This is a genomic window from Frankia sp. BMG5.60, assembly GCF_059428125.1.
The window spans coordinates 4,394,262-4,418,716 of record NZ_CM182091.1 but is presented as its reverse complement, the minus strand read 5'-3'; the positions used below and the strand labels follow the sequence as shown (position 1 = coordinate 4,418,716).

Annotated in this window: 17 protein-coding genes, 1 tRNA gene and 2 pseudogenes; 10 read left to right on the top strand and 10 right to left on the bottom strand. The window is 67.3% G+C overall.

Annotated features, from left to right (window positions below; all coding sequences use genetic code 11):
• Nucleotides 1–15: 15 nt before the first annotated feature.
• From AC5R91_RS18120 to AC5R91_RS18100, 5 genes and pseudogenes are all read left to right on the top strand, one after another.
• A pseudogene (locus AC5R91_RS18120) lies at nt 16–204 on the top strand (IS6 family transposase); the annotation flags it as partial.
• 771 nt (nt 205–975) lie between these two features.
• Nucleotides 976–2,229, top strand: coding sequence for a group II intron reverse transcriptase/maturase (ltrA, locus tag AC5R91_RS18115; protein WP_495392341.1), 1,254 nt, complete (start codon nt 976–978; stop codon nt 2,227–2,229).
• A 116-nt stretch (nt 2,230–2,345) separates the two neighbouring features.
• Entirely contained in the window at nt 2,346–3,197 is an 852-nt protein-coding gene (locus tag AC5R91_RS18110) for an IS5 family transposase (RefSeq protein ID WP_495392533.1), read from the top strand.
• 254 nt (nt 3,198–3,451) lie between these two features.
• Nucleotides 3,452–4,291 (top strand): IS5 family transposase, encoded by an 840-nt coding sequence (locus AC5R91_RS18105; RefSeq protein ID WP_495392532.1) that lies wholly within the window; start codon nt 3,452–3,454, stop codon nt 4,289–4,291.
• Nucleotides 4,292–4,300: 9 nt separating this feature from the next.
• A pseudogene (locus AC5R91_RS18100) lies at nt 4,301–4,387 on the top strand (IS6 family transposase); the annotation flags it as partial.
• A gap of 62 nt (nt 4,388–4,449) precedes the next feature.
• On the opposite strand, the gene AC5R91_RS18095 reads toward AC5R91_RS18100, so the two are convergent.
• Nucleotides 4,450–5,169: an SDR family NAD(P)-dependent oxidoreductase gene (locus AC5R91_RS18095; RefSeq protein WP_495392531.1), complete on the bottom strand. Its 720-nt coding sequence runs from the start codon at nt 5,167–5,169 to the stop codon at nt 4,450–4,452.
• Nucleotides 5,170–5,764: 595 nt separating this feature from the next.
• On the opposite strand from AC5R91_RS18095, the gene AC5R91_RS18090 reads away from it, so the two are divergent.
• Nucleotides 5,765–6,112, top strand: a complete 348-nt coding sequence (locus AC5R91_RS18090; RefSeq protein WP_495392530.1) for a tyrosine-type recombinase/integrase — start codon at nt 5,765–5,767, stop codon at nt 6,110–6,112.
• A 376-nt stretch (nt 6,113–6,488) separates the two neighbouring features.
• Here the strand turns inward: AC5R91_RS18090 and AC5R91_RS18085 are convergent, their stop codons facing one another.
• Complete coding sequence (locus tag AC5R91_RS18085) at nt 6,489–6,860, bottom strand: HepT-like ribonuclease domain-containing protein (RefSeq protein WP_495392529.1); 372 nt, start codon at nt 6,858–6,860, stop codon at nt 6,489–6,491.
• On the bottom strand, nt 6,850–7,140 hold the full coding sequence (locus AC5R91_RS18080; RefSeq protein WP_495392528.1) for a nucleotidyltransferase family protein: 291 nt from the start codon (nt 7,138–7,140) through the stop codon (nt 6,850–6,852). Before AC5R91_RS18080 ends, AC5R91_RS18085 begins: the two co-directional genes overlap by 11 nt.
• A 749-nt stretch (nt 7,141–7,889) precedes the next feature.
• On the opposite strand from AC5R91_RS18080, the gene AC5R91_RS18075 reads away from it, so the two are divergent.
• Nucleotides 7,890–10,268, top strand: coding sequence for an N-6 DNA methylase (locus AC5R91_RS18075; RefSeq protein ID WP_495392527.1), 2,379 nt, complete (start codon nt 7,890–7,892; stop codon nt 10,266–10,268).
• Nucleotides 10,269–10,314: 46 nt separating this feature from the next.
• Here the strand turns inward: AC5R91_RS18075 and AC5R91_RS18070 are convergent, their stop codons facing one another.
• Genes AC5R91_RS18070 through AC5R91_RS18055 form a run of 4 tightly spaced genes read right to left on the bottom strand, consistent with a single transcriptional unit; the run spans nt 10,315 to nt 18,267 of the window.
• Nucleotides 10,315–13,500 (bottom strand): type I restriction endonuclease subunit R, encoded by a 3,186-nt coding sequence (locus tag AC5R91_RS18070; protein ID WP_495392526.1) that lies wholly within the window; start codon nt 13,498–13,500, stop codon nt 10,315–10,317.
• Entirely contained in the window at nt 13,500–14,723 is a 1,224-nt protein-coding gene (locus AC5R91_RS18065) for a restriction endonuclease subunit S (protein WP_495392525.1), read from the bottom strand. The genes AC5R91_RS18070 and AC5R91_RS18065 overlap by 1 nt, the downstream gene beginning before the upstream one ends.
• The gene (locus AC5R91_RS18060; protein ID WP_495392524.1) at nt 14,723–16,345 is read right to left on the bottom strand and encodes a class I SAM-dependent DNA methyltransferase; all 1,623 of its coding nucleotides are present in this window, start codon (nt 16,343–16,345) and stop codon (nt 14,723–14,725) included. Before AC5R91_RS18060 ends, AC5R91_RS18065 begins: the two co-directional genes overlap by 1 nt.
• A 44-nt stretch (nt 16,346–16,389) precedes the next feature.
• Complete coding sequence (locus AC5R91_RS18055; RefSeq protein WP_495392523.1) at nt 16,390–18,267, bottom strand: hypothetical protein; 1,878 nt, start codon at nt 18,265–18,267, stop codon at nt 16,390–16,392.
• A 222-nt stretch (nt 18,268–18,489) separates the two neighbouring features.
• Here AC5R91_RS18055 and AC5R91_RS18050 point away from each other — a divergent pair, with 222 nt between their 5' ends.
• Entirely contained in the window at nt 18,490–20,997 is a 2,508-nt protein-coding gene (locus AC5R91_RS18050) for an AAA family ATPase (RefSeq protein WP_495392522.1), read from the top strand.
• 3 nt (nt 20,998–21,000) lie between these two features.
• Here AC5R91_RS18050 and AC5R91_RS18045 read toward each other — a convergent pair whose 3' ends face one another.
• A complete protein-coding gene (locus tag AC5R91_RS18045; protein ID WP_495392521.1) occupies nt 21,001–22,026 on the bottom strand; it encodes an IS3 family transposase in 1,026 nt (341 codons plus the stop codon).
• 5 nt (nt 22,027–22,031) lie between these two features.
• Nucleotides 22,032–22,457, bottom strand: coding sequence for a transposase (locus tag AC5R91_RS18040; protein WP_495392520.1), 426 nt, complete (start codon nt 22,455–22,457; stop codon nt 22,032–22,034).
• Nucleotides 22,458–22,562: 105 nt separating this feature from the next.
• Between AC5R91_RS18040 and AC5R91_RS18035 the strand changes: the two genes are divergently transcribed.
• Nucleotides 22,563–23,207, top strand: a complete 645-nt coding sequence (locus AC5R91_RS18035; RefSeq protein WP_495392519.1) for a hypothetical protein — start codon at nt 22,563–22,565, stop codon at nt 23,205–23,207.
• A 73-nt stretch (nt 23,208–23,280) separates the two neighbouring features.
• On the opposite strand, the gene AC5R91_RS18030 is transcribed toward AC5R91_RS18035, so the two are convergent.
• A tRNA-Lys gene (locus AC5R91_RS18030) sits at nt 23,281–23,356 on the bottom strand.
• Between the two features lie 217 nt (nt 23,357–23,573).
• Here AC5R91_RS18030 and AC5R91_RS18025 point away from each other — a divergent pair.
• Nucleotides 23,574–24,422, top strand: a complete 849-nt coding sequence (locus AC5R91_RS18025) for an alpha/beta hydrolase (protein ID WP_495392518.1) — start codon at nt 23,574–23,576, stop codon at nt 24,420–24,422.
• The last annotated feature ends 33 nt before the right edge of the window (nt 24,423–24,455 follow it).

Below are 24,455 nucleotides of genomic sequence, written 5' to 3'. Positions count from 1 at the left end.
CGGCATGATCAGGTGATGCGCCGCCGTCGCCAGCACGTCCGACCAGCCGTCCCGGTTTCGGAGTTCGCCGGGTTCCGGTTCCCACCGGAAGTGATCGTCCTGGCAGTCCGGTGGTACCTGCGGTACGGCCTGTCCTACCGCGACGTCGAGGAGCTGCTCGCGGAACGCGGCATCACCGTCGATCACGTCACGATCTACCGGTGGGACTCCACTGCTCGTCGACGCCGCCCGGCCCTGCCGGCACGGCACCGGAGACAGACGGTTCGTCGATGAAACCTAAGTAGCTGTTTTGGATCTTGATGCTTGTGTGCTGAGTGTGGTCGCTTGGGTTGAGTTCGGGGTGTTGTTGCGTCACGAACACGGAGAGGAGTCGGTCGGTAGGTAGCGACTACTCGATGTGATGCTGTGCAGGAGATGGAGGATTGTGGCCCTCCGGCGTCGCCCTGCGGGGGGAGATGTCAAATCACCTTGAGCTGCGTTAGTTGACGACTGTCGTGGTGAGCGTCGAGGAAAAGGCGGTGTAAGAGCCGTCAGATGGGGACCAGAAAGCCGAACGTGAGTGAACCGCTGATGACGTGTCGAGATTTAGGAAACGGCGTCGAAACCGGGGTGTCAATGCGACTCCGGGATGAGCCTGGCGGGTGCCCGTCTATTGGCCAGGTGGCGTCCGGCATGCAGGCGGCGGGATTCTGGTCTGCTGCTCCTGTACGGAACGTGAGAAGGCGCGCGTCGATACAGGGTCCACCGGGCAAAGATGACGGTGGCTCCGAGAGGGAGTGCGTCGAGCGGCGGGAACCGTGAGGCGTTGAGTACCGATGCGATGCGCGCTGGCGGACCGACTCGTAGTAGTGATGAAGCTTCTGTAATGGGAGCGGAGCGAAGGGGTCGGCTCACCTGTGGTTTGCGCACACGAGCAACCGGAGGGGCTCCCTCCGGGAGGACGAGCAACCAGAATATTCTTCTGGGAGGACACGAGTGGGCAAGTTGGATCCGGAAAGTAAACCGTTCGATATATCGAAGCGACTGGTGTGGGAGGCGTACGAGAACGTCAGGGACAACAAGGGTGCCGCCGGGGTGGACGGGTGGTCCGTCGAGGACTTCGAGAAGGATCTGAAGAACAACCTGTACCGAATTTGGAACAGGATGTCCTCGGGGACCTACTTTCCGCCTCCGGTTCGGGCGGTCGAGATACCAAAACCGCACGGCGGAGGGACAAGGATGCTAGGTGTTCCCACCGTCGCCGACAGAATCGCACAGACAGTGGTGGCCCGGCACCTGGAACCCCGTACCGAGTCGATCTTTCATGAGGACTCGTACGGGTACCGGCCAGGGCGGTCGCCGCTGATGGCGGTGGAGAAGTGCCGCCAGCGGTGCTGGGAGAAGAACTGGGTGATCGATCTTGACATCCAGAGCTTCTTCGATTCGGTTGATCATGATCTGGTGGTCAAGGCGGTGAAGGCCAACACCGATCAAAAGTGGGTGGTGTTGTATGTGGAGCGGTGGCTGAAAGCGCCGATCCGGATGCCCGATGGCAGGCTGGTGGAACGGGATCGCGGTACTCCCCAGGGATCGGCCGTGTCACCCGTGCTCGCTAATCTGTTCTTGCACTATGCGTTGGACCTGTGGATGGTCCGGGAGTATCCGGCTGTCCCGTTCGAGAGGTTCGCGGACGACGTTGTGGCGCACTGCGCGACCGAGCGGCAGGCCAGGCAGCTGCTGGGGGAACTGACCGAAAGGTTGGCCAGTGTCGGGCTGCGAGTGCATCCCGACAAGACGCGAATAGTGTACTGCAAGGATCGGAAACGGCGTCAGAACCATGAACAGACGTCGTTCACGTTCCTGGGCTATACGTTCCGCCCCCGGAAGGCCCCGACGAAGGACGGCGGGAGCATGTTCACCGCGTTCCTGCCGGCGATGAGCGGGGAGGCCCTGAAAGACAAGGGCCGTACTGTCAGGCGCTGGCGGCTGCACCTGCGTACCACCTCGGACATCGGGGAAATCGCCGTGTGGATGAACCCTGTCATCCGTGGCTGGATGAACTACTACGGCAGATTCTACCGGACCGAGATGTATGTTCTTCTGCGACGCATCAACACCTACCTGGTGCGGTGGGCGCGGCGGAAGTTCCAACGGTTGAGGGCGTTCAAGCGCGCCAAGCGATGGTGGAACGGGCTCCTGCGAAGGCAGCCCCGGCTGTTCGCCCATTGGGCGTGGATGCCCGATTTCTGACGGATCAGGTGAGAAGAGCGGAGTGACGAGAGATCGTCATGCTCCGTTCTGTGGGAGCCCGGGGGTGAGATCCCCCCGGGCCACCCGGCGGGCTGGCGGGTCGGGACGGTCGGGTCATGACTCGGTCTGATCCGTATCCCTCTGATCTGTCCGATGTGGAGTGGGCGTGGGTGGAGCCGTTACTGCCGCCGCCGTCGAAGGATGGGAGGAAGGAGGCGCATCCCCGCCGGGAGATCGTGAACGCGATTCTGTATGTGACGCACACAGGGTGTTCGTGGCGTTCGTTGCCTCGGGACTTCCCGCCGTGGGAGACGGTCTATGGTTTCTTCGCCCGGTGGCATGACAAGGGGGTCATCGCGCGGGTTCACGACGGGTTACGGGACGTCTCCCGCGAGCTCGAGGGCCGGGACCGGCAACCGACGGCGGGGGTGATCGACTCGCAGTCGGTGAAGGGCGCCCAGACCGTCGGCGCGGCTTCGCGTGGCTACGACGCGGGCAAGAAGGTCAACGGCCGCAAGCGGTTCCTCATCACGGACACGCTCGGGCTCCTGCTGAGCGTGCTCGTGCTGCCGGCCAGTGTCCAGGACCGCGACGGCGGCAGGCGGATCCTGGTGGATCATTACTTCGACCACTGGCACTGCCGCCACCTGTTCGCCGACGGTGGATTCGCCGGGCGTTTCGTCGACTGGGCGGTCGAGGTCATGAAGACCAGCGTCGAGATCGTCCGGAAAAACCCCGGGCAACGCGGCTTCGAGGCCCTCCCGAAACGCTGGGTCGTGGAACGAACCTTCGCCTGGATCACCATGCACCGCCGGCTCGCCCGCGACTACGAAAGAAAACCAGCCATCTCCGAGACATTCATCCGGCTCGCCATGATACGGACCATGGTCCGGCGCATCCCACGCCGACTCGCGAACAGCAACCAGACCACACCGCCCATCACGGAGAGTAACCCGAGCAAGATCTAAAACACCTTCTCAAAGGGCGTTTGATCCCTCTCCGGGGATTGTCGACTGGTTCGTTTCCCACCGATGGTCACGCATAGCAGTTTTACGCCGAGATCCATGCGCGATCCAAGCTGCTTTGGCCGATATGACGCCCATGACAGCGCCGCGTTAGCGCCGAAAGATCCTGTCTCATCCCGCCATCTGACGGTCTACGACCTTGCCAGTGACGGAAAGAAATCCGGGTAGCCACCGCCGGTCCGCGGTAGGCCACAACCATGACCGAGCAGCGACGCTACCCCAGCGACCTGTCCGACGCCCGATGGAGACTGGTCGAGCCCGTGCTGACCGCCTGGCGCGCCGAACGACACCGCAAAGGCCTGACCATCGGACGCCCCCCGGCGCATGACCTACGCAGCATCCTGAACGCGATCCTGTATGTCGACCGGACCGGTATCCCCTGGCGCTACCTTCCCCACGACTACCCGCCCTGGGAAACCGTCTACGGCTACTTCGCCCACTGGCACAACGACGGCATCCTCGACCAGCTCGTCGCCCTGACCCGGTGCCACGTCCGCACCGACGCAGGCCACGACCCTGAACCCACCGCCTGCGTGATCGACTCCCAGAGCGTCAAGACCGCCCCCACCGTTCCGGCTGCCACCCAGGGCATCGACCCCGGAAAGAAGATCATCGGACGGAAACGCACCATCATCGTCGATACCCTCGGGCTGCTGCTCACCGTCCTGGTCACCACCGCCGGCACCTCCGACAGCCGTGCCGGCCTCCAGGTACTGACCACCGTTGCCGCCACCCATTCCAGAATCCGTAAAGCCTGGGCTGACAGCGCCTACCGCACCATGGTCATCGAGCACGCCGCCGGGCTGGGCATCGACGTCGACACCGTCCACCGCGACCCCACAACCACAGGGTTCATTCCTCTTCCACACCGTTGGATTGTGGAACGTACCTTCGGCTGGCTGATGGGCTACCGCCGCCTCGCCCGCGACTACGAAGCCCACCCCACCCGCTCCGAAGCCATGATCAACCTTGCGATGATCGACCTCATGGCCCGCCGCGCCACCGGCGAATCCACCTCAACCTGGCGAGGAACATAAACCCGAACAAGACAGAACCCACAGGATCGAACACCCTGTCAAGTCAAAGTCGCCGGCCGGTGGACCTACTTGTACCGGGCAGTGGACCAGTTCGGGTTGCCGGCCGTCGGGGTGGACCGCAGCCCGTGCAACAGACCCCCGAAATCCGTCATCCGCTCTCACCGACCCAGCAGGGCGCCGCCGTTGACGTGCAGGAACTGGCCGGTGACGTAGCCGGCCTCCGTCGAGGCCAGGTACCGGATCGCCGTGGCGACGTCCAGGGGCTCACCGACCCGGTTCACCAGCGTCTGCGCCGCGCGCCGTTTCCGCTCGTCGTCATCGACGTCGGCGCCGAAGAACTCGGTCCCCGCGACGAACCCGGGGACGACGACGTTCGCCGTCACCCCGCGCGGGCCGAGTTCGCTCGCGAGGGTGAGGTTCCACCCGTGCAGCATCGCCTTCGCCGCCCCGTAGGAGCCGTTGCCGCGTATCGCGGCGAGGCTGCTCACGGTTACGACCCGCCCGCCGGGCGACCGCAGGCGGTCGGTCAGGGCGGTGGTCAACAAGACAGCCACCAACACGTTGTTGTGAAAGTCGGCCGTCCAGCGCTCGGCCACCGCCGTCAGATCGCTGCCGGTGAGCGCCACGCCCCGGGCGCCGGCATTGTTCACCAGGACGTCGACAACCTCGGGCAGGTCGCCGACCGCGGTCTCGACACTGAGCGGGGAGCGCAGGTCACACACGACCGGGTGCGCCTGAGGCCCGAGCTTGTCTGCCGTGGCGGCGACGACCGCTTCGCGCCGACCCAGCAGGTACACCTCCGCTCCTTCGGCCACGAACAGCTCGGCGGTGGCCGCACCAATCCCGGTACCCCCGCCGCTAATCACCACAATACGCATTCGAATATTCCTCGATCTCCAGGCCAAGAGTGACATTCGACTTGTCAGTCGACATCCTTTCACATCTGGGATAATCGCTGCCCGGGCGCAGGCTCTTCGTGGAGCGCGCGGATGACCGAGCCCACACCACTGTCGTACCTCGTTCGTCAATTGCCGGACGGGTATAGGGTCGGCGACCCGATCGATCTCGTAGGGCACTGTTACATTGAGGGTGGGCAAGACATGGCTGCGTCCGCCGAACGGCTGATCAGAGTGCCCGGGCGAGCTCGGTGAAGGCAGCCGGCATCCGCAGCCGTGGGTCGACCTCCACGCCGGCGCGACGCCGAGCGCGACGGGGTCGGACCGGCATGGAAAAACGGCACCCTGCCGAACCAGCGCGGGGAATTGGTACAGCTCATCGGGCTGATCTTCACCCGCCTCGACGGGAGGCGCCTCTCGCCGGCATACGTCACGAGCCACATGCAGGTGATTGCCCGACGGGTGGGGCTGTGCTGCCAAACGGGGCGCAAAGACGCTGACGGTCGGTAAGCGGTACCGGGCGCCAGAAGGCATATGGTGGGTCTACCGGGATCGGGAGCCGCGCGGGCAGGTCACGGTGATCGGCTGCACCCGACGTCGCGGCTCCGGCGCGGTGCTACACCTCGCCGAGGCGCTGCCGATCGACCTGGACACCGGCATGGAGCTCGGCAAGAAGCTGCTGTCCCGCAAACGTCTTCATGACCTTCGGCACGGGAGCGCGAGCATCCAGATCGCCAAGGGCGTGGACATCACCCTCGTGTCCAAGCGGCTCGGCCATGCCTCCCCTGCGATCACCGGCCGTCTGTACGCGCACCTGTTGCGGTCGGCTGGGCGGGAGGTGGCGCAGACCGCTGCGAACGCCGTTCCGCGGCGTGTGGTGCGGCCGGCGCGGCCACACCCCGGCCACAACGATCAACGGCCGTGAACTACGCGAGTGGGGCCTGCCAACCATGCAGGTCGCGCCTCTATTTCGTTGTGGGCCATGTGTACCAGCATCCGAACCGTTTGATCTTGGTTGTCGGCCCTGAAATCACCGTCCGACCGGTCGCCATACGCGCCCCGAACAGGGGCGATGCCCGGTGACCGCGCCGACCGGAACATCGTCTATCGAGTAGAACAAGTGTTCCGAACACCTGGCGGTTCCGGGCACTTCCAGCCCGCCTGGTAGCCGTAATCGTCGGGCGTCGTGGTCGCGTCGGCGTTCCTGTTCCGCCCCGGGATGTGCTTGTGCTCAGGCCGCGATCGCGCCGAGGAGGGGCTGACGGCCAGTAAGTCCACACCCAGGGCGATGGTGCCCGTGGTCAGTGTGGCTGGTCGAGTTGGCTGGCGACGAGCGGGAACTCTGCCCTGAGGAGCAGTATCAGTTGCTCCTGGAGCTCGCGCAGTGCGGCCGTGGCGATGCGCCACACGATTGACCAGTCGACGTCGAAGTATGTGTGAACGGCGATGTTGCGGAAGCCTGTGACGGATCGCCACGGCACGTCCGGCCAGCGCGCGCGGATCTCGGGTGAGACTCGCCCGGCCGCCTCGCCGATCACCATGAGCTTCTGCAGCACAGCGCTCTGGATCAGGTCGCTCGCTGCGAACGCGACCTCATCGACGTCCTGGACGAACGTCGTCGCGGCCGCTGCCGCTTCGATCATGTCGACGAGGTACAGCTCATCACGCCGCATAGAGGACCCTCGCTTCCGCGAGCACCTGATCGCGGATGACCCACTTCAGCCGGGACTTGGGCACCAGGTCGACGCGACGTCCGACGATCTTCTCGAGCTCGTCTCGGAGATCGACGATGTCGAAGCCAAGCGTCGAGTCGGGCGCCAGCACATACAGTAGGTCGACGTCCGAGGAGCCGGTGTCGTCGCCGCGCGCAACGGAGCCGAAGACGGACAGCTCGGCGACGCCGTAGCGCCGGCACACTTCAGCAATCCTGCTGTCACGCAGGTCGACGGTCACCTGACCATTATCGCCCCCGTGACAGGCCACGACCGCACGACTGCGGCGCCGCCTCACGCGCGTTCCCGCGCGACGCCCGGCGGGTCCTGCGTGCCGCGGGCGGACCACGGCCCAGCAGTGAGCCGAAGCGTGAGGAAGTAGTCCGACGCGCAAGGTGCATCTGATCGACTGTCCCAGTCGACAGCGCCCGAGGTGAGTTGCTCGATCCACCCCGCGGACAGCTCGCCGCAAGGCTCAGACCCGGAGTCCAGTACGGGGGCGTGGTCGCAGCGTTCGGGTGAGTGAGGATCTCGGCGCTGTCGATGGCCTGGTCGATCGTGCCGGGGAGATGGCCGTGCAGCCCGACGGGGCGGTGCCCACGCTGGGCGGGGAGCGCTCGCAGCCACGGATAAGTCTCTGTCACTCTGTGGCAGCGCGATGGACACTGCCGATGAAACAGATGAGGGCGTAATCGAACTACGCACTTGATTGCTACAGGGGGCGTCTGCGAACGTTGCCGCCATGAGATCAGCGGGTGCGGGGCGGCCTTGGCCGCCGTGGAAACTGCCGGGAGGGGTCTGGGGGCATGGGCGGCTGCCCCGAGCCGCTCCGGCCGTGTTGGGTCTTGGATGGAGCCCGTCGCTGCCGGGCTCGGTGGCGATTGTGCTCGTCACTGCCACTCTTATCGGGTTCTTGAGCTGGGTGGTGGGCAGCGACGCCCGCACGCGGCGGCTGGCTCGGCTGCTGCGTTCCCGACGGGGTGACCAAGGATGATCGGTGAAGGGGCCGAACAGCTCGTGACCCGGGAGGAGATCGCCTCGGCAGCCGGCGTGACGACGCAGGCGGTCAGTAACTGGGCGCGGCGGTACACGAACTTCCCGCACCCGGTAGGGCGATCAAGCCCGCAGCGGTTCGCGGCGGTCGAGGTCGCGATCTGGCTCGACACGCATACGATCGACCGCCCGCGACGACGGCCGGACGAAACATCGGGGTCGACGTTCGGTCACCGGTTCCGCGAGAGCCTGCGGCTGCCACCGGCAGACGCGGCGGCCTCCGGTGCGGGCCACGGGGCCGCGTCCAGACGACTGCTGTCGCCGCTGTGGCAGCAGCTCTCGACGATGTGGGATTCGGCAAGCACCGGAACCCGCGCGGAGCGCCTGCTGGCCCTGGCATATCTTCGTCAGGCAGACCCCGAAGGCTGGGCCGCGCTGCGCCGCTCCCATGCGCAGGGCGCGGACATCGCTCAGCTTGAGGCGATGATGAAGGCCCAGCACGTTCACTCCGCCGGGCTCTGGGATGTGCTTCGTGACGTTCTCGGCAGCCTGCCGCCAGAACCGCGGATCCTGCATCTGGCCGGGGCCATGGAGAACGCGCTCGGCACACTGCCGGGAGCGGGCGTACCGGAGGCGGAGATCGGGCCGGTCGTCAGCCAGTACGTGCTCGGACAGGACGCGGAGGAACGCAGGCGTCCGGGGTCCGACTTCGTCACCCGGCCCACCGTCGCCCGCCTTGTCGCCGATCTGCTGGCGCCGCGTCCCGGCGAGCGGATCTACGACCCCTGCTGCGGCTCCGGGGAGCTGCTGATCGCCGCTGGACTGCGGGCCCGGACCGGACGTGCCAAGACCAGCGAGCCCGAACAGGTCGTGCACGGTCAGGCCCGCGGCGCACACTCCTGGCGGATGGCGAAGCTGATCGCCGCCATCCACGGCCTGCCCGCCGACCTGGGCCCCGGGCCCGACAACGCGCTACGCCATCACGGCACGGGACTGCTCGGAAGCTTTGACGTCGTCCTGACCAACCCGCCGTTCAATCAGAAGGACTGGGGCGCGGAATTCGTCCACAGCGACCGATGGGAGTTCGGCCAGCCGCCACGAGACGATGGCAATCTCGCCTGGCTGCAGCACTGCCTGTCCATGCTCGACGAGCGTGGGCGGGCGATTGTCATCATGCCCACCAGCGCCGCTGCGAAGACCAAGCCGCAGCAGCAGCGGATCCGTGGTGACATGGTGGACGCGGGGATCGTCCGCTGTGTCATCGCGCTACCCGCGAAGCTGTTCTCCGAGAGTCCCGTCGGAGTGGGCCTGTGGGTGCTCGATCGCCGTACCCGCCCTCGCCGCGACGAGGTGCTGTTCATCGACGCCACCCGCCTGGAGACAGGCGCGGTCGCCCACGACCGGCGCCATCAGCTCAGCGACACGGCCCATGCCACGATCGTCGGCGCCTACCAGACATGGGCGGCCAGCCCACCCGGACAGTACGTCCCGGTGGACGGCGTCACTGCCACCGCAACCGTGCAAAAGATTGGGCAGCTGGACTACCGGTTGGAACCGAGGCTGTATCTCCCGATGGTTCCGCAGTTCGCGCCCGCCACCGAGAGTGTCACCGTGACGGCGCACGCCCTTCACGAGGAGCTTGAGGAACTCAACCACCGGGTCGCGGACGCTCGCGAAACACTTCGCCGTCTTCTCACGGAACTCAGTCCGGATTCGTCGGCAGCGGACAGCCGGGAATCCTGCGAGCTTGGGACCATATGCGATGTGAAGACCGGGCCATCCGGCAGAAAATATCTTCCCCGAAGCCGCGAGCCGGACGCGGTCCCGCTACTTCGACCTCCCGACATCAACAAGCACCGCATCGCGACCGACGACCTTTACATGATCGACCGCGTGGCGGCCCGGAAGGATCTGGCCCAGTACCTGCTGCGGCCAGGAGACATCGTCTACAGCCGGATCGGGGACAGCGGCCACCGAGCCATGGTGGAGCCCGGCCATGAGGGATGGGCGTTCGGAACCGCGCTGATCAGACTGCGGCCGACCGCGGACTGGCTTTCGGCCGACTACCTCTACTACTACCTCGGCACCCACTCGGTTCGGGACACCCTGGCCCGGCGGAGCGTCGGCGCGACGGTCCGTGCCCTCAGCGCCGACAGCCTCCGCCGCCTGACCATCCCGCGGCCACCCCATAACACCGACGCCCTCATCACCTATCTCGCCACGTGCGATGAGGCGAGCGAGATCAGCCAGCGGATCGGGGAAGTCGTCACCCGCCTTCGAGACCTGCTCGCGGACCACTCCATCGTCGGCGCGGCACGACCTGGCACATCAGTGGTCAGTGAGCCATTCCCGGCAACGGCCAGCAACGCTGTGTGATGCCGCTCAAACGGATCCACTACCGGCCCGACCTGATCGACGGCTGCTATCCCGTGACGTATCGAGGTGCCAGAGCTTCCATCTGCTCGATCACCAGGCGGATGGCCTCCGGCTGCTTGTCCGGCGGGTACTTGTACTTGACGAGTAGCCGTTTGACCGACGATCGGAGCTTGGCGCGCACGTCGTCACGCACGGTCCAGTCGGTCTTGACGTCACGGCGCATGACCGCGACCAGCTCGCGGGCGATCTGGGCCAGCACGTCATCGCCCTGGAGCGCAACGGCCGACTCGTTGGTGCTGACCGCGTCGTAGAACGCCAGTTCGTCGCCGGAGAGCGGCGGGCTGAAGTGCTGGCCGCGGTTGCCCTCGGCGGCGATCTCCTTGGCCAGTTCGATGAGCTCGGCGATCACTTCGGCCGAGGTGAGCTGCTGGTTGGTGTACTTCCGCATCAGTTCGGCGATGCGCTCGGAGAACGCCCGCTGACGCACCAGATTGTGCCGCGAGACCTGGCCCGACTCCTCGACGAGGAGCGCCCGCAACGCCTCGATCGCGAGATGCGGGTTCGACGCTGACTGTGCCTTGACGTGGAACTCCGGCCCCAGGTCGGAGAGCGACGGCTTCGGCAGGCCGGCGGCCTCGTAGATGTCGATGATCTCGCCGGAGGCGGTCGAGGTCGCGACCAGCGCGGCGAGCATCCGCTGGATCTCTTCCGGTACCGGTTTGCCCTCGGCCTGCCGCTGCTGGGCGTCGAACTTGCCCATCCAGACCCGGACTTCCTCGTAGAACCTCGCCGTGGAGCGTAGGTGCTCGAGAGTCTGGCTGCCCGAACACAGCGCCCACGCCCGGGCCAGTTGGTTGGACAGTTTGCGGAAGCGGTCGCCGAGGGTCTCCTCGCCGTCCGCCACCTGGTTGCCGGCGGTGGTCGGGGAGCGCAGGTAGTTGGTGAGTCCGTAGACGGCCTTGACCCAGCTTTTCTGGGCGCCGGTCAGTTGCTTCCGCCACGGATAGCCGGCGCACAGCTCGTCCAGGGAGGCTATGAGCGTGGTGGTGAGGTCGACGGCCTCGTCGATGCTCTTGCCGACCGGCTTCTTGGCCCGGTCGGTGTCGGTGTACTCGGCAAGCGCCCGGCTCAGGTTGTCGACCAGGGGGGCGAAGGCGACGAGCAGCCCGTCCGGCTTGCCGCGGAAGGTGCGGTTCACCCGCGCCAGCGTCTGCATCAACAGGGCGCCCTTGAGCGGGCGGTCGAGGTAGAGCGTGTGCAGCGGTGGCGCGTCGAAGCCGGTGAGCATCATGTCCTTGACGATGACGATCTGCAGTTCGTCCTCGGCATCACGCAGCCGCTTCTGGATGGTCTTGTTCTGCCCCTCGCGGCGGACGTGCTTCGCCACCGGCATGACATCCTGCACCGAGCCGGAGTAGACGACCTTGATCACACCCTTGTCGACGGCGTCGTGGTGCCACTCCGGCCTGAGCTTGACGATCTCGTCATAGAGGCGGGCGCAGATCTCGCGGGTCGCGCCGACGATGAACGCCTTGCCCGGGGAGCCGATGAACTTGCGCATCTCCCCCGAGCGGGCCTCCCAGTGCGTGACGATCTCGCCCGCGAGCGAGGCCAGCCGGGCCGGCGCCCCGTACACGGCGTTGATCACGACGACCGATTTCTCGATCTTCGCTCGCTCGACCTCGTCCAGCCCGGCCGTGGCCTCGTCGGCGGCCCGGTCGAGATCCTCCTCGCTGACGTCCTTGGCCAGGGCGACCTTCGGCAGCCGCGGTTCGAAGTAGACGGGGACGGTCGCCCCGTCCTCGACGGCCCGGGTCAGGTCGTAGATGTCGATGTAGTCGCCGAACACCTCGCGGGTGTTGCGGTCCTCGAAGGAGATCGGCGTCCCGGTGAAGGCGATCAGCGCGGCGTTCGGAAGGGCGTCCTTGAGGTGGCGGGCGTAGCCGTCGAGGTCGTCGTAGTGGCTGCGGTGCGCCTCGTCGGCGATGACGATGATGTTGCGCCGTTCCGACAGCAGCGGATGGTCCAGGCCGGCGTCCTTCTCCGCCTTGCTGAGGCCGAATTTCTGCAGCGTGGTGAAGTAGATGCCGCCCGTCGCCCGGCTGGACAGCTCCTCGCGTAGCTGCGCGCGGGTCGCCACCTTGACCGGAGACTCGCTCAGCAGGCGGGAGCGGTTGAAGGCCTCGAAGAGCTGGCCGTCCAGCTCCCGGCGGTCGGTCACCACGACGAGGGTCGGGTTCTTCAGCTTGGGCTGGACGGCCACCAGATGGGCGTACAGCTCCATCTCCATGGACTTGCCCGAGCCCTGGGTGTGCCACACGACACCGGCCTTGCCGTTGCTTTCGACGGCGGCGACCGTCGTGCCGACCGCCTTGGCGACGGCGAAGTACTGATGGGGCTTGGCGATCCGCTTCGCGTAGCCATCGGCCCCGCCGTCGAAGGCGGTGAAGTTCCGCTGCAACTGGAGGAACCGCTCGGGGTTGAACACCCCTTCGATCAGGAACTCCAGCTCGGTGCCGAGGTGCACGTCGTCGAGCGGCTCGCCGAGCTTCACCGGCTTGCCGTCGTCGTCGACGTTCCAGGGCGAGTAGTGGTTCAGCGGCGTGAACGGGGTGCCGTAGCGGGCGGTGATCCCGTCGCTGATCACCGTTACGACGGCGAACCGGAAGGCCATCGGGAACTCACGCAGGTACGTCGCCAACTGGGCGTGCGCGGCGTCGAGGTCGGCCTTGGCCGACCCTGCCTGCTTCAGCTCAAAGATCGCGACCGGCAGGCCGTTGAGGTAGAGCACGACGTCGAAACGGCGCTCGACCTCCGCCGTCCGGACGGTGACCTGGTTGACCGCGAGCAGCTCGTTGTCGCCGACCTGATGACCGACCAACCGGATGGTGGGGTTCTGCTCGACACCGTCGGCGTCGATGTAGCTGATCCCCCGATAGCCCTGGACGCAGATCTGGTGCAGCCGGTAGTTCTCCGCGATGGCATCCTGCGAGGTCGGCTGAATGATCTCCGCCAGCGCCTGTTCCAGGTACTCGGCAGGCACCTGCGGGTTCAACGCGCGCATGGCGGCCAGCGCCCGCCCCGGAAGCACGATGTCATCCCACGACGCCCGCCCGTTCGTGGCGCCCGGCGCGACAGCGGTCCCCGGCAGCGGCTGCCACTCCTGCTCGCCAAGCGTCTCCAGCGCCACCCCCTCCCAGTCCGCCTCACTGAACCCCTGCCGACCAGCCATCACACGACACACTCCACGATTTTCTCTGCCTCCCGTACGCGAATCTTTCCGGACATGAGAAGCGGCAACAATTCGTCCCTCGTCGCGGCCAATCTGTCTGATTCTCTCCGAAGGCCCACACTCAGCTCGTCGAGTGCCGAAAGTTCAGATCCAACCGCACCCTGCAATACTGCGTCTGGTACGTCAATTTCGATACCGGCGAGCAGATCTCGTCGAAGTTCAGTCTGGCCAGTACTACCTTCAGCTAGACCTTCAATCTCCTTCTCAACTCGAAGGAGGCCGAATCCCGCGCAGACGGGGTCGATCAAAGTGTGATCGAAGCGCACTATGGTGACATGCGAATCAACGGTTGCGTGGACGTCCTGCGTCCACCGCGCGACGCGCCCGAGCGTTCCTGCGCCCGTGGAATTAACTAGCACGTCATCTAGTCGAAGCAGCTTCTCTGTGCGCAAAGAAGACTCTGCCGTCATTCGTGAGGGAGTGAGGCTGATTTGCCGATCACGCACACATTTCTGGTTTAGGACAGTCACGCCATCGGCCACAACATACTTCGGAGCGACGCCCCGCGTGACCAGTTGAGCCACATCGCGAACCTTAACTCTGTATCCTCGACGAAATATAGCCCGATCGAACTTCGCGTAAGCCAGTTCGCGGGAAATGGCACTCGCCGTACCATTAACGGCGATCTTGTCGTCGAGCGCCCCCAGCACACCTGCAATCTCCCGCTGTCGAGCGAGAGTCGGTATGGGTATCAGTTTGCTATTAGAGAAAGCCGTATACTGAAATCGCGCAATTCCCGTGTGTTGCACCTGAAACTCGAAAGTCTCCCCCCTTGCATAGATTGCCTGCAGATACCAGAAAAGGTACCCTGGATCAACGATATCTGAGTTCGCACGCAAGAATCGCGTGAAGCTCGCGCCAATTACTGGGAACTCGAATCGCCGTAGAAGCTGTTCGGTTACCAGGAGTGTGCGGCCAGTGGGGCGGTCTCGCGTACCTCCAGCCGTTTCGATCAGAATGTCACCAGGGCGCAGAACGCGTCGACCTACCGTGCGGACTGGAATATATCGAAGCGGAACACTTTTGATCGCAAGCTTGCGAGCGCCCGGAAAGTCTGCACCTCGAATGACGTAATGTGGTGCATGGCCATCGACTTCGGCATCAAGCCCCCAGTCACCGTCTTTCGTATCGACAAGAAGATCTTTCAGAAGCCTGTGTTCCATTACGGTAGTCGCTCCAATTTTTCGCGGACGACCTTCTCTAGGCGTGCCGACTCGTCGAATGCGGCCAACAGCTCCTTGGCCAGCCGCTCGATCTTTTCGTTGAGGGGTTCGCCGTCGTCCGCTACGTCAGCGGCGCCGACGTAGCGGCCTGGGGTGAGGGCGTAGTCGGCGGCTTTGATGTCGGGGATGCCTACGGACTTGCAGAAGCCGGGGACGTCCTCGTAGCTCAACTTCTTCTGGGCGGCGGAGCGGGTGCCGCGCCACGCGTGGAAGGTGTCGGCGATCTTGGCTATGTCTTCGTTCGAGAGGGCGCGCTCGGCGCGGTCGACCATATAGCCGAGGTTGCGGGCATCGATGAACAGCACCTGGCCGGAGCGGTCCACCCCTCCGTACTCCCCGGCGCGTTTGTCCTTGGCGAAGAACCAGACGCACACCGGGATGCCGGTGCTGCGGAACAACTGGGTCGGCAGGGCGACCATGCAGGAGACGAGGTCGGCCTCGACGATCTGGGCGCGGATGGCGCCCTCGCCGTTGGAGTTCGACGACATCGAGCCGTTGGCCATCACCACACCGGCGCTGCCGCCCGGGGCGAGCTTGTACAGGATGTGCTGGATCCAGGCGTAGTTGGCGTTGGTGGCCGGCGGCACGCCGAACTTCCAGCGCGGGTCCTCCGTGTTGCGCGACCAGTGTTTGATGTTGAACGGTGGGTTCGCCATCACGTAGTTCATCTGGAGGTCCGCGTGCTGGTCGCGCGCGAACGTGTCACCCCACCGTGCCCCGAGGCCCTTGTTGTCGATGCCGTGGATGGCGAGGTTCATCTTCGCCATCCGCCAGGTCTCCTCCAGGCTCTCCTGGCCGTAGATGGCGATGTCCTTGGGGTCACCGTTGTGTTCGTAGATGAACTTCTCGGTCTGGACGAACATGCCTCCCGACCCACAGCACGGGTCGTACACCCGGCCGTGTGAGGGCTCCAGCAGTTCGACGATCACGCGCACCACACTCGGCGGGGTGAAGAACTCGCCGCCCCGCTTGCCCTCCGAGCGGGCGAAGTTGCCGAGGAAGTACTCGTACACCTCGCCCATGAGGTCGCGGGCACGGTGCTCGCCCTGCCGGCTGAACCTGGCGCTGTTGAACAGGTCGATCAGCTCGCCGAGGCGGCGCTGGTCGATGTTGTCCTTGTTGTAGAGGCGCGGCAGCGTGCCCTGCAACGCCGGGTTGGCCTTCATGACCAGGTCCATCGCCTCGTCGATGAGCTGGCCGATGGTCCTGGCCGGCTCGCTGCCCTCGGCCGGCCTGCCCTTGGCGTTCTCCGCCAGGTAGGTCCACCGGGCCAGGGGCGGCACGACGAAGACCCCGTACCCCTGGTACTCCTCGGGGTCGTCGATCAGATCCTCGATCTGCTCGTCGTCGTAGCCCTCGGCCGTCAGCTCGGCACGGATGGTCTCGCGGCGCTCGTCGTAGGCGTCGGAGACGTACTTGAGGAACACCAGGCCGAGGATGACGTCCTTGTACTGGTTCGCGGACAGCGAGCCGCGGAGCCGGTCGGCGGCCTTCCAAAGGGTGTCCTTGAGCTCCTTCATCGTCGAGGGCGCCGACGGTTCCTTCTTGGTACGGGGCGGCATGCTGCCCGTCCTTCCTCCTGCGTCGTTGCTACCGAGTCGTGGTGCTACTGCGTGCGTACGGTCAGGGTCACCGCACCGGCGGCGACCCCCTCGATCATGGCGGCGACGAGATCCCCGGTCGCGGCCAGGTGGCGCCGCAGGTTCGCCTCGTGGTTCGCCGCCGCGACGAGCGCCGCGTCCAGTTGCTCCATCTCGGCGGTGTCGAGGATCGGCACGTTCCAGGTCTGCCACTCGGCGGGCTCGTCCGGCAGCCGGTTGATGATCGCTGCCACCGCGTGCGGGCCGATACCGGCACCCGGTCCAATCCTGAGAATCTTCGACGGTGAGGCCACCAATGATCCGCCGTGGTCGTCGACCGTCGCGACGGGGCGGGGCCGCTCCGCGATCACCACATCCCCCGGGTTGGTACGGGCTGCCTGCGGGTACAGCCTCTCCGCGTCGAACGGGTCCAGCAGCATCGAACGGTGTGGGTCGATCGCAGACAGAATTCGCACCGACCCGGCCGGATCGGCGTGTCCGGGATTGATTCGGCTGCCGCGCAGTACCCGTAGATGCTTCATGTCCTTCAGCTCGCCGAGCGACCGCCGACTCAGCAGCATCGACCCCGGGGCGCGCTCGACCAGGACGTCGAAAGGTCGGATCGGCTCGCTCGTCACCAGGGTGCCCGTGTTGATCGCGGCAATGTGCCGGTCGAGCTCCGTCGTGGCCAGCCGCGCCGCCCGCGCCCCGCGCGGCACGACGACGGCGCGGGCACTCAGGATGCGCTGGAGATCGTGCGGGCGAAGGTAGCGGAACGCCCGGCTACGGACGGCCAGTGCCGTGGGGGCTATGGCGGCCGTCACGTCAGAGGCGAGGTCGTCGAGGTCCAGCTCGTCCCGGGTGAACGCGGCCAGGTCGGCCACCAGCGGGTGCCGCGTGAAGCCGCCGGGCGCGCAGACCCACAGGCCCAGCGCCTGCCGATGCGCCTCCCGCCACAGACCCCGGGGCAGCCGGAGCGCGACGGCGAGGCTTTCGGAACGAAGTGTCTGTGCGCGGTGCTTCTCCTGCTCGCCGTGAAGGTCGTCGCACAGGACGGCGGCCGGGCCGACAACCACCGCGAGTTCACCGTCGCCGAGGTCGAGGACGAGGTTGTCGAGCAGATCGAGGATCTCGTCCGCCGTCCTACCGACGACCGACATCACGCGGACACTCGGCGCCACCGCTGCTCCGGCCGTCTCGATGGCGCGTATCGCTGCCCGCCGCCTGAGGTCGCGAAGGTCCGCGGTGTCACCGGCGACCGCGAGCTGGGCGAACGACTCGGCGATCGCCAGGGTCACGCTCGTGGCGGGGCCAACATGCACGAGCGGCACGCCATCCGGGTCGAGGTGGAGTGCGCAGGCATCAGCGACGGCGTGGATAAGGCCGACCGCCTCGGACGTGAGGTCGCGAGCCCCCCGCGATCGGGCCGCCCGGCCCCGCTCCAGGCGGTCAAGTGCCTCGCGGGCGCCGTACGACGCCTCCACCAGGTCGTCGACAAACCCCAGGGTGCTGGCCACCGGCGCAGCAACCGCTATCTCGCGTAGCAGCATCTCGTCATCGGGGTCGACCGAACGCGCTCGCGCGAGGCGTTGCTCCGGTGTCGTCTCGGCCAACTCCTGCCCGGTAAGCGTCGCCAGGCAGAGCCAGGTGACGAGCTCGTCCAGCGAAACGCCCTCCGGCACGCTCAACGCCGGTGCGTCGAGATTCGCCTCCGCGTTGTTGCCCCGGCCGGTACGCGCCAGCCACGCGACGATATCTTCGCGCGGGAATCGCTCCATCCCGCCGGAGGTCTCCACCGGGTCGGGAAAGGGCAGGTACTGACCGCGTACGCGTGGGCGGTTACGCCACATGCTCACGACCGGACGACGAACCCGCGCCAGATCCGCGACGTCCTGCAGCGTCAAGGTAGCCCCAGCGTCCTCCACCGCGCACCTCCCCCGATCGCTCCGGCGACTCACACAGGCTACTGGGATGTATGCCATCATTAACGCCGGCGAGTGATAAGCCAGGTTATCAGCTCGCTCATTATGATTTTAGGGTCTCGAGGCGCACAGTGATCTCCGTCCGGGCCGCTCGGGGGGCGGCTCGGGCACCACACCCTCTCGCCCCCCGCGGAGGTCACGACCATGGACCCGACGCGAAGCGCCCTCTACGAGCAGTTGTTCGACGAACTGGCCGAGGCCTGCGCGTCCGACCTGGCCGCCGATCTGGTGCTCGCCGCCTTCGAGGGGGCCGACGCCCTGGCCGGCGTTCTCGGTGGCGCCACGACACCGCGCCTGTCAGCGCCGCAACGGGCCGTCCGTTCCGACGCAGCCGCGATCCCGGGCATGTATCTCACGTCCATCTCGGTCTGCAGTTTCCGCGGCATCGGCCCGACGAAGACGCTCAACCTGCGGCCCGGCCCCGGCCTCACGCTCGTCACCGGTCGCAACGGCTCCGGGAAGTCGAGCTTCGCCGAGGCCGTCGAACTGGCCCTCACCGAGACGAACGAGCGCCTCCAGCGCGGGAAGATCTGGCGGGACGGCTGGCGCAACCTGCACTGCGAGGACGCACCCAGGATCGAGGTGGAGCTGACGTCGGAGGGCGCGCCACGGCCCATCCGGGTCGTACGGGCCTGGCAGGCAGACGACACCGACCTGCTGGCCGCGACGACCACGGTGCGCCTGCCCGGCGAGACCGCCCGACCGCTGGCCGACCTGCCGTGGCGGGAGGCACTCGCCGACTTCCGGCCGTTTCTCGCCTACTCGGAACTGAGCGGCCTGATCACGGACGGCAACGCGAAGATCTTCGACGCGCTGGGCGGGCTGCTCCGGCTCACCGAGCTGACCGACACCCATACCCTGCTGCAACAGGCGCACAGTGACCTCGACAAGGCGCACAAGGCGGTCCGCGACGGCCGGACGGTGCTGCTCGCCGCCCTGGCAACCTCGGACGACCCGCGGGCGAAGGCCATCTCGGCGGCGCTCGCCTCGAAGGTCTCCAAGGCGTGGGATCTCGACAGCGCGCAATCAGCGGTCAGCGGAGGCAGCGGCAACAGCCCCGCTGTCGACGGCAGTGGTGTCGACGGTGAGGTGGCGGCGCTGCGGCGCCTCACCGTGCTCACCGTGCCCGACCCGGCCGACGTGGCCGACCGCGCGGCACGGCTGCGGTCCGCCGTCGCGCGGGCAGATGCCACGGCCGGAACGCCCGCCGCCGACGCCCGCCGGGTCGCCGGGCTGCTGCGCGCCGGGCTCAGCCACCACCAGGAGCACGGAGACACCACCTGCCCCCTATGCGGGGTCGGCACGCTTGACGAGACCTGGCGTGCGGCCGCCGCCGCCGAGGCCGACAGGTTCGGCATCCTCGCGAAGGAGGCCGACGACGCCGACCTCCGGCTGCGCGACGCTCTCGCCGCAGCCCACACGCTGGTGGAACGGCGCCCGGACATCCTCGGCACCGATCCCGCGCGTGGCCTGACCGCCGCCGAGGTCGTCGATGCGGTCGCGGAGGGCGCCGCCGGAGCCCGGGCCGCCTGGCATGCCTGGAACGGGCTCCGCGCCGTCGTCGACCCCGCCGCACTCGCCGACGAGCTCGTCGTCCGGCACACGGCACTGGTCACCGCCGTGGACGCACTGAGGTCCGCCGCCCGCTCCCGCCTGGACGACCTCGAGACCGCCTGGGCACCGCTGGCGCGGCAGGCCCAGGACTGGCTCGACGCCGCCCGCCGCGCCCGTTCCCGCCAGCCCCACCTGGCCGCCCTCAAGGAGGCCGGCGACTTTCTGAAGCGGCTGCTCGAACGCCTGCGGGACGAGCGGCTCGCGCCGTTCGCCGCGCAGCAGCAGGCCATCTGGGCCGAACTCCGCCAGGAGAGCAACGTCGATCTCGGCCCCATGCGGCTGCGCGGCATGGCGACCCGACGCCGGCTCGTGCTCGACGTCACCGTCGACGGCGCGGGCGGCACCGCGCTCGGCGTGATGAGCCAGGGCGAACTGCACGCCCTCGGGCTCGCGCTGTTCCTGCCGCGCGCCACCGTTCCCGAAAGCCCGTTCCGGTTCGTCGTCATCGACGACCCGGTGCAGGCGATGGACCCGGCGAAGGTCGACGGGCTCGCGCGGGTGCTGCTACGCACCGCCGAAACCCGTCAGGTTGTCGTCTTCACCCATGACGACCGGCTCGCCGACGCGGTGCGGCGGTTCAGCCCGCGTGCCTTTCCCACCTACCATTTGGACGTCATCCGCGCGGAGCAGTCGGTCGTCGACATCAGGCCGTCCCTCGACCCAGCAACACGGTGGCTGAACGAGGCCGAGGCGCTGGCGCTGACCGACGGCCTGCCGGATGACATCAAGGCGGCGCTGGTCCCCGCCTTCTGCAGGTCAGCCGTGGACGCCGTGTGCCTCGACATCCACCGCCGCCGACGGCTCGCCGCCGGCGACCGCCATCACGACGTCGAGGCCGCGATCACCGCGGCCCGCCGGACAGGGTCGAAGGCCGCGCTCGCGATCTTCAACGACACCGCCCAGGAGAAGAAGGTCGCGTCCTACATCACCAACCGGTGGGGCGCGTCGGCTGGGAGCTTCTACCGGACCATCAAGGAACGCGGCCACGAGCCCTGGGCCGGTGACCTCAACGACCTGGTGCGGCACTCGACCCGGTAGGTGTCAAGTCAAATGAGACAGTTGGTCGTTGCTCGGCTGGCTCGGAACTGGCTGGTTGATCCACACGGTCTCGGGTAGCCGGGGTGGCCGTGGCCGGCGGGCGAACCGCTCGGGATGCGTGGCGTGGGCGCGGTCGAGGGTGGCCTGGCGGTGGGCCTGGACATCGTCGGCGGTGCCGAAGTGCACCGAAGCGGGCGTGTGAAACCCGATCCCGGAGTGGCGATGGTCGTGGTTGTAGGCCGTGAAGAACCCCTCACAGAACGCCCGGGCGTCGGCCAGCGACCCGAACCGGTCCGGGAAATCGTAGCTGTACTTGAGCGTCTTGAACTGCGCCTCGGAATAGGGATTGTCATTCGACGTTCGTGGCCGGGAATGCGACCGGTGGACGTTGAGATCGGCGAGGAGTTCGGATACCTGCTTCGAGACCATCGCCCCGCCACGGTCCGCGTGGATCGCCCGGGGCGCGGTACCGTTCCGCGTGATGGCGTCGGCGAGGAAATCCTTCGCGACCACGGCGTCCTCGCCGGCGGCGACGAGCCAGCCGGTCACATATCGGGAGTAGATATCGAGGATCACGTAGAGCTTGTACCAGACGCCTTTCGCGGGTCCTTTCAACGCGGTGATGTCCCACGACCAGATCTCGTCCGGGCCGGTCGCGGTCAGCTCCGGGCGGACCCGGGCCGGGTGGGTCGCCTGGGCGCGGCGTTCCCGGGTCTGCCCGGCCGCCCGGGCGATGCGGTACATCGTCGACAGCGAGCACCGGTACCGGCCGGCGTCCAGCTCCCGTGCCCAGACCTGCGGAATCGCCAGGTCCTGGTAGACCGGGCTCGCCAGGACCGCCAACACCTCGGCGCGTTCGACGTTGGTCAACGCGCCCGGCGGCGGTGTCCGCGCCAGCCACGGGCCGTGGCGCCGGCCGCCTGGTGCCGCATGACGGTAATACGTTGCCCGTGACCGGCCCGTGTGGGAGCACGCCCGGCTCACCGGCACCCCCGCGGCGCGCAGCTCCTCGAAAGCACCATCCAACACCCGGTCTACGGCCGTTCGGTGTCCGCGCTCCCGGAGATCTGTTCCAAGAGCGCGCGCGCTTTTCCCATGATATCCAGCGCGGTTTCGGTCGTCGCCAGCCGGTTTTTCAGCCGTTCGTTCTCGCGGCGCAACTTCTCCAACTCGATCTGCTCCGCCGATTTCCCGGGTTTCTTCTCCGGACCGAGAGCCGCGGTGCCTGTTCCGCCCAGGGCCCCCGCGTCACGGGCCCGGGTCCACTCCACCAGATGCGAGGAGAACAAACCCTCCCGACGCAGGACCGCTCCTTTCTCCCCATGCGGGGCGTTCTCATACTCGGTGACGATCCGCAGCTTGTACGCAGCGCTGAACACTCGCCGCGACGGACGCGGCGCCGGATCATGCCGCGGCGAGGACCCGCCCGGACGGTCCTGCGACTCTGACTCCACGAACACAAGGATCTCCGATCACGTCCCCCGTAGCCAACCCGCACCCAGCGGGTGTCTCACCCGAGACTGACAGGGAGGGACCGACCTCGTCGGCAAGCTCGGCGAGCTTCGATGAGCGCCACCGGTCGCCACGCGAACACCGCTGATCACTACCTGAAGGCGGCGGATCGCTACCTGGACGCCGCCGATGGCCTACTCCGTGGCGCACCAGCCGGTGCCGCGGGGTTCTGGCCACGGGCCTGCGCCTGGTTGCTGCGGCTCGCGCTCGAAGCCGCGGTGAACGAACTGTGGGCCCGGGAGCGCCCGGAGGTCGTGCTGGTGTCGATGCGCGCGCGGCTGCTCAGCCTGCACAGTGCGCGAGACCTCGGACCGACCGTTCCCGGCCGCGCGGAATACCTCTGGGCGGCCCTCTCCCGCACAGTGCACCACCACCCGTACGAACTCTCCCCGACCGCCGCCGAACTGCGCGGCTGGTACCAGGATGTGCGGACGCTCGCGGACGAGCTGCGCAGGATCTGCATGTACTCGACAGACCGGAGCGACCATGATCTTGACGCCGACGCTTGGCACAGTGGGGACGGCAGACGCGAGGAGCGCCGCCGCGCCCGATCCCCGGACGGGCCACACGGGTCACCGGTCGCTCCGGATGCTGCATCGAGCGGTCTTGCCCCCAACGTAGAGCCCGTGCTCGCTGAACCAGGCGCCGCAGCAGGCGCACAGGCCGGAGCTGCCGAAGATGTAACGAAAGGTAATTAAGATCGGGAAGTTGGACTCGAAAACCGCCGTACGCCCAGGTCGGACGGCATGGGCCACCCACCCAAGGGTCGGATGGTGGGCCGTCAGGGACTCGAACCCTGAACTCGCCGGTTAAAAGCCGGCTGCTCTGCCAATTGAGCTAACGGCCCCGCGGGGCGATCCTACCCGGGTGGGGGGTGGTCCTCGAAGCCTCCGGCCGTGGGGGATGTGCACCGTGGCGCCGTCCTGATGTGATGCGGGACACAGTGCGCAGGGTTGTCGCTTCCGTCGATGATGGCGATCTACGACCTCACCTCCCGCTTTCCGGACGCGACACGCTACCGGGACGGGCCGGGGACGAGCATCCGCGAGTGTCGAGGAGCCCACGTGACCGACATCAGCCCGGCCGCCGAGTCCGAACCGAACGCCGCGAGTGCGGGGCACACGATCGTCTTCATCCACGGGCTGTGGCTGACGTCGGCGAGCTGGCAGCCGTGGATCGACCGGTTCGCCGCCCGGGGGCACACCGGTATCGCCCCGGAGTGGCCGGGGATGGACCGCGACCTCGACGCGCTGCGGGCCGAGCCGACCGCCGACAACCACGTCGGCGTGGCCGAGGTGACGGACAGCTACGCGAAGGCCGTCGCGGCCCTGCCGGAGGCGCCGATCCTCGTCGGGCACTCGTTCGGCGGGCTGATCGTCCAGCTCCTGCTCGACCGTGGCCTCGGGGCGGCCGGGGTGGCGATCTCGCCGGCGCCGGTGAAGGGCGTGCTGCGGCTGCCGATCGCCACGCTGCGTTCGTCGGCGCCGGCGCTGACGAAGCCGGCAACCCGCGGCCGACTGGTCGGGCTCACCGCGGGCCAGTGGTACTACGCCTTCGCGAACACGGTCAGCCGGGCCGAGTCGGACGAGCTGTTCGCGCGGCTGCATGTGCCCACCCCGGGCCGGCCGCTGTGGCAGGCCGCGTTCGCGAACGTCAATCCGAAGGCGCCGAGCAAGGTCGACTTCGCCAAGGCCGACCGGGCGCCGCTGCTGGTCCTCGGCAACGGCGCCGATCACACCGTCCCGCCGTCGCTGAGCCGGGAGACGTACACCCGCCAGCGCAAGTCGGGCGCGATCACGGCCTACCACGAGTTCCCGGGCCGCCCGCACCTGACCGCCAGCCTGCCCGGCTGGGAGGAGGTCGCCGACCTCGCCCTCACCTGGGCGTTGGCCCCCCGCTCCGGCGAGGTCTGAGCTCGGCGTCCCACCGGCAGGCCAGCGTCTCGG